The organism is Phenylobacterium aquaticum, from assembly GCF_022695515.1.
GTDB classification, from domain to species: Bacteria; Pseudomonadota; Alphaproteobacteria; order Caulobacterales; family Caulobacteraceae; genus Phenylobacterium; species Phenylobacterium aquaticum.
Genome location: NZ_JALDPT010000008.1, coordinates 138,115 through 144,114, shown reverse-complemented (window position 1 = coordinate 144,114; position 6,000 = coordinate 138,115). Strand labels below are relative to the sequence as shown.

Annotated in this window: 6 protein-coding genes; 3 read left to right on the top strand and 3 right to left on the bottom strand. The window is 69.2% G+C overall.

The window, feature by feature from the left end; genetic code table 11:
- On the bottom strand, positions 1-724 hold a 724-nt coding region (locus tag MQH10_RS08400), incomplete at its 3' end, for a hypothetical protein (protein WP_473828308.1).
- A 454-nt stretch (positions 725-1,178) separates the two neighbouring features.
- Here MQH10_RS08400 and flgK point away from each other — a divergent pair.
- The gene (gene flgK, locus MQH10_RS08395; protein ID WP_336605061.1) at positions 1,179-3,266 is read left to right on the top strand and encodes a flagellar hook-associated protein FlgK; all 2,088 of its coding nucleotides are present in this window, start codon (positions 1,179-1,181) and stop codon (positions 3,264-3,266) included.
- A gap of 16 nt (positions 3,267-3,282) precedes the next feature.
- Complete coding sequence (locus MQH10_RS08390; RefSeq protein ID WP_242563612.1) at positions 3,283-4,209, top strand: flagellin; 927 nt, start codon at positions 3,283-3,285, stop codon at positions 4,207-4,209.
- Positions 4,210-4,218: 9 nt separating this feature from the next.
- On the opposite strand, the gene MQH10_RS08385 is transcribed toward MQH10_RS08390, so the two are convergent.
- Positions 4,219-4,404 (bottom strand): hypothetical protein, encoded by a 186-nt coding sequence (locus tag MQH10_RS08385; protein WP_242563611.1) that lies wholly within the window; start codon positions 4,402-4,404, stop codon positions 4,219-4,221.
- Positions 4,405-4,611: 207 nt separating this feature from the next.
- Here MQH10_RS08385 and mnmA point away from each other — a divergent pair, with 207 nt between their 5' ends.
- On the top strand, positions 4,612-5,772 hold the full coding sequence (gene mnmA, locus MQH10_RS08380) for a tRNA 2-thiouridine(34) synthase MnmA (RefSeq protein WP_242563610.1): 1,161 nt from the start codon (positions 4,612-4,614) through the stop codon (positions 5,770-5,772).
- A gap of 10 nt (positions 5,773-5,782) precedes the next feature.
- Here mnmA and MQH10_RS08375 read toward each other — a convergent pair whose 3' ends face one another.
- Positions 5,783-5,947: a Flp family type IVb pilin gene (locus MQH10_RS08375; RefSeq protein ID WP_242563609.1), complete on the bottom strand. Its 165-nt coding sequence runs from the start codon at positions 5,945-5,947 to the stop codon at positions 5,783-5,785.
- Positions 5,948-6,000: the final 53 nt, after the last annotated feature.

Here is a 6,000-nt window from a genome sequence, read left to right as displayed (position 1 = left end):
GCGCGCGCGGCCGCGGCGCAGTGGCGGCGGCGCGGTCGACGCAGCCGGCGCATAGGCTGTGGCGTCCTTGCCGGCGGACGCGGCGCTCGGTGCGGCGCCGGTCGGCAGGCCCGGGCCGAGCTTGCCGGGCAGGGGTGAGGTTGGCGGGGGCCTCCCCGGCGGCGGCGTCGATGTCGCCCCCGTCGGGCTGAGCGCTCGCCTCGTCGCCGGTCGCCGCCTGGGCCAGGCGCGCGGCCTGGGCCAGGGCCGAACCAGGCGCGGCGGACGGCTTGCCGCCGCCTTGCAGGACGTCGTCGGTCGCGGCGGTTCCATCGGCGGTCTTGGCGGCGCCGGCCGCTGCGGGCTGGGGCAGCGTCGGGGCCGTCTGGCCGGCGAGCATATAGAGCAGGGCGGTGGAGGCGGCGTCCGTCGCCGCGGTCGCGCCGTCGGCGGTCGGCGCGGCGTCGGTCGCGGCGGTCTTGTCGTCCGCGCTCTTGGCGGAGGTCTCGCCAGAGGCCTGGGCTGCGGCGGCCTTGGCCGCGGCGGCGGTCAGCACCCCGGCGGTCGCGCCGATCGGGTTCGCCGCCTGGTTCCCGAAGAAGGCCGCCAGCAGGGAATCGAAGCCTGCCGCCGTGCCGTGCGCGGTCGTCGACTTGCCGAACAGGCCCGCGCCCGAGCTCGCGCCCGCACCGGCGACGCCGGGAGCCTGAGCCGTCTGAGCAGCGATGGTGGGGCCTGCAGCCATGGTGTCCGTGATCTCTTGGGCCGTTTGACGGTCCGACAGGGCGGCGCCTGCTGCGCCACGGTCATTCGGACCTGTCAGAGCAACCTCCGCGCCAACTTGAGATTGTCGGCGAAGTAACGGAAAAATAACGATAAAATATCGCTGTTAAGGCCTCAGAAACCTCTTGTTGCGGCGCTTTTTGCCGGGCGCCGACGGCGTGAGGGGCGTCCCTTGCCGCCCAAGTCGGGGACTCGCCCGGCGCCGGTCGGCGGCCCCCGAGGTGGCGGGCGGCGATCTTGGCGCCGCTCTTGCGCCGTTAACCACGACCAAGGCGGGCCCAGGACGGGTCCTCTTTGAATTCTATGGATTTTTCCCAAGCCCTCGCGCGGGCGTTCAGTAAAGTCCCGGCAGAATTCGCCGGGTCGCGCGCAAGGGTTGCCGGGCGGAGGGTGCAGACATGTCCTTGAGCGTAGCGATGAAGACCGCAGCGTCGGGCCTGCTCGCGGCCCAGACCGGCCTGCGGGCGGTGTCCGACGACATCGCCAACGTCAACACCCCCGGCTACGTCCGCAAGACCGTCGACCAGCGCCCGCTGGTGGTCGGCGGCATGGGGATGGGCGTCGACATCACCGGCATCAACCGGGTGACCGACCAGTACCTGCAGGGCGCCTCGATCACCGCGGCCTCGGACTCCTCCAAGTGGAGCGCCATGTCGCAGTACCTGGACAACGCCCAGGGCCTGTTCGGCGACCCGTCGGGGGACAGCTTCTTCTTCACCCGGCTGGACAATATCTGGTCGTCCTTCGGCGCGGCCGGCAACGACCCGTCCTCGAGCCTGATGCGCGGCCAGGCGCTCTCCAGCGTCCAGGACTTCGTCAACGAAGCCCAGCGGATCAACACCCAGATCACCTCGCTGGGGGATACGGTCGACGCCCAGGCCCAGACCGACATCAACAATGTCAACGACCTGCTGAAGCAGATCAATTCGCTGAACGCCGACATCAGCCGCGCCCGGCTGTCGCGGGCCGACTCCTCCGGCTCGGAGAACATCCAGAGCGGTCTCGTCGACCAGCTGTCCAAGCTGATGAACGTCCAGGTCACCCAGCGCCCCAACGGCGGGCTTACGGTGCGCACCGAGGAAGGCTTCCAGCTGGCCGGCGACCAGGCCGCGACCCTCAGCTATAACCGCACCGACGCCACCAAGGCCTATGTCGCGATCGAGCCCACCGGCGGGGTCGGCGCGCCCCAACCGGTCGCCATGTCGTCCGGCGAGCTTCGCGGCCTGATGGACCTGCGCGACGACAAGCTGCCCGGCCTGGCTGAACAGCTGGGCGAGTTCATGAGCAAGGCGGCGGACCGGATCAACGCCGTTCACAACGCCTCCACGGCCGTGCCGGCCCCGACCACCATGACCGGTCGGGACACCGGCCTCGACCTGCCCACGGCCATCGCCCACTTCACCGGCAAGACCACCCTGGCGGTCGTCGACTCCTCCGGCGTGACCCAGCAGACCGTCGCTATCGACTTCGACGCCCACACCATGAGCGTCAATGGCGCGGCGGGCACGGCCTTCACGGACACCAATTTCCTGTCCGACCTGAACACCGCCCTTGGCGGCTCGGCGACCGCCTCGTTCAGCGGCGGCGCCCTGAGCCTCACGGCCGCAGGCGGTAACGGGGTGGCGATCGACGAAGGCACCTCGATGAAGGCCGGCCGGGCCTTCTCGCACTTCTTCGGTCTGAACGACCTGGTGCAGTCGACCGGCGGTCCGGTCAATTTCGACACCGGCATGACCGCCTCCGACGAGAACGGCTACACGCCGGGCGACACCATCGCCTTCCGGGTCGCGCTCGGCAACGGCAAGCCGGTCTATGATGTCAGCGTCGCGGTGCCGGCCTCGCCCACCACCATGCAGGGCCTGATCGACGCCCTGAACGCCAACGGCACGGGGGTCGGCCAATATGGACAGTTCAGCCTTAGCTCGGACGGGCGGCTGGCCTTCAAGGCGACCACCAGCTACCCGATCACCCTGTCGGTGACCGCCGACCACACCCAGCGCGGGGCCGGCGGACCGTCGATCTCCAAGCTGTTCGGCCTGTCGACCTTCGCCAAGACCAGCCGTGCGAGCCGTCTGCAGGTCAATCCGGTTCCGGTCGGCGACCCGACCAAGCTGGCCCTGGCCCAGCTGGACCTGACGGTCACCCCGCCGGCCTCGTCCATCCGGCCCGGCGACGGGCGGGGCGGGGCGGCCCTGTCCCAGGCCGGCGACGTCCTGACCAATTTCGGCGCGGCCGGCACGCTCGGCGACGTGACCATGAGCCTGTCGCGCTACGCCTCGGAATTCGGCGGCGCGGTGGGCCGCCAGGCCGAGGCCGCCGACACCAGCAAGAAGTCCGCCGCCTCGGTCTCCACCGAGGCCTCGGCGCGCCGGCAATCCAGCGAGGGCGTGAACCTCGACGAGGAGCTGGTGCGCCTCACCACCTATCAGCAGGCGTTCAACGCCTCGGCCCGGATGATCACCGCGGCCAAGGACATGTTTGACGTCCTGACCAACATGATCTGACCGTAGGAACGAACCGATGAACCGCGTCTCGACGGGTGGAAACTACAGTTCGGTGCTCACCAACATCATGGCCGCTCAGCAGGGCCAGATGGATGCGGGCGACCGCGTGGCGACCCAGAAGAACGGCACCAACCTCAAGGACTATGCGCGCAACGCCGAGATCCTGACCTCCATGCGGGCGGTCGACTCGCGCCTGCAGGGCTACAGCGACCAGAACGCCCGGCTGGTGGACAAGCTCACCACCCAGGACTTTGCGCTCAACCAGATCGCCAGTTCCGCCGACTCCGTGCGCCAGACCATCGCCGACGCCCTGGCCAGCGGCCGCGGCGACACCCTGATGCAGGATCTGCAGGGCTTCTTCGGCAACGCGGTCGAGGGGCTGAACGCGCGCTATGGCGGCAAGTACCTGTTCGCCGGCGGCCAGATCGACACCCAGCCGGTCTCGGCCCAGATCATGGCCGACCTGACCAACGGCCAGCCGATCTCCAGTTTCTTCCACAACGACACCTATACGGTGGACGCCAAGGTCGACGACTCCACCACGGTGAAGACCGGCCTCCTGGCCGACAGCCTCGGCACCGACCTGCTCACCCAGTTCCAGACGATCCAGGCCTTCCAGCAGAGCGGCAGCGGCCCGTTCAACGGCATCCTCACCGACGCCCAGAAGACCTTTCTGGAAGGCCAGCTCTCCAGCTGGGACACGCTGCACCAGAACCTGGTCAACAACGCCGCGCGCAACGGCATGGTCCAGACCCGCGTGGACAACGTGCAGAAGGACCTCACCAACCGCCAGACCAGCATCAAGGGCATGATCGGCGGCATCACCGACGCCGACATGACCAAGGCGGCCAGCGACCTTCAGCAGGCGCAGATGGCGGTGCAGGCGGCGGCCCAGGTGTTCGTCACCCTGAAGGACACCTCGCTGCTGAACTTCATCAAATAGCGGCGACGCCTAGAGCGAAAACTCGCCGCCGATCCGCTCCACCAGGCGTTCGCCCGACCAGATCTCGACGGCGAAGCGGTCGCCCTTGAGCGCCTGGGCCGCCGCCAGCGCGGCCTGATCGTCCGCATAGTCGGCCTCCCGCGCATCGCTGATGCGCTCTTGGGCGGTCAGGACATAGATGCGGTAGGGAGTCACCTCGGCGTATCCAGGAGGCGTTGTGGACCTCAAGTCCTCTACGCGATGCGCCTCATCCTGAAAATTACTGTGAAGATTGGCCGCGCGTCCACATGGTCGGGCTGAAATCTTTGTGACTATTTGGCAGACCGGCGGTCTCCAAGTTGTCCGCCCTGAGGTTCGGGCCCGACCTCGCAAACGGACCTGCGAAACGCTACATAGGCGGCCATGAACGCGCTTTTCACAGACGCCGCCGTCGAAGCGGCCAGGGCCGCCGTCGGGCTGCCCGCGGGCGCGCGGGTGGTCGCGGCCATGTCGGGGGGCGTGGACTCCACCGTCACCGCCGCCCTGCTGGCCCGCGCCGGATATGACGTCGTGGGCGTCACCCTGCAGCTCTACGACCACGGGGCGGCGATCCAGAAGAAGGGCGCCTGCTGCGCCGGCCAGGACATCCACGACGCTCGCACCGCGGCCGACGCCATCGGCATTCCGCACTACGTCCTGGACTATGAGAGCCGGTTCAAGGAACAGGTGATCGAGGACTTCGCCGACGCCTATCTGCGCGGCGAGACGCCGATCCCCTGCATCCGCTGCAATCAGACGGTGAAGTTCCGCGACCTGTTGGACACCGCCCGCGACCTGGGCGCCACCGCCATGGCGACCGGCCACTATGTGCGGCGCGAGGTCGGCGCCGCGGGCCCCGAGCTGCACCGCGCCGCCGATCCGGCCCGGGACCAGAGCTACTTCCTGTTCGCCACCACGGCCGAGCAGCTGGCCTATCTGCGCTTTCCGCTGGGCGGCATGCCCAAGCCGGAGGTGCGCCGCGCGGCGGCCGAGCTGGGCCTGGCCATCGCCGACAAGCCCGACAGCCAGGACATCTGCTTCGTGCCGGAGGGCCGCTACACCACGGTGATCGACCGCCTGCGGCCGCAGGGGGCGGAGCCGGGCGAGATCGTTCACATGGACGGCCGGGTGCTGGGCCGCCACGAGGGCGTGACCCGCTACACCATCGGCCAGCGACGCGGCCTGAACGTGGCGGTGGGCGATCCGCTGTTCGTGACGCGGATCGACGCTGAGCGCCGGCAGGTGATCGTCGGGCCGCGGGAGGCGCTGCTGACGCGGGCCTGCGCGCTCAAGGAGACCAACTGGCTGGGCGAGGGCGGGTCGATCGCCGAGGCCCTGGGCCGGCCGGTGCTCGCGCGCGTGCGCTCGACGCGGGAGCCGGTGGCTGGGCGCCTGGCCCGGGTCGACGGCGAGATCGGGATTGAATTCGAGACGCCGGAGGAAGGCGTCGCGCCGGGCCAGGCCTGCGTGCTCTACGCGCCCGAGGCGCCGAGCCGGGTGCTGGGCGGCGGCTTTATCGACCGCACGGTGCGGGCGGAGCTCTAGGTCTTCGCCCCTATTGGGGCATCGCCGTGCCGATCTTGGTGTAGGTGCCGACGATCTTGGTCTTGAGCGTACCCATGGCCGTGACCAGAACGATGGAGATCAGGGCCGCGATCAGGCCGTATTCGATCGCGGTCGCGCCTCGTTCATCGGCGATGAATTTCTTCAAGAAGTCCAAGTCCAGATCTCCTGCGCACGGCTGAGCCGAGATGTCTCATCCGGCGAGGGCCA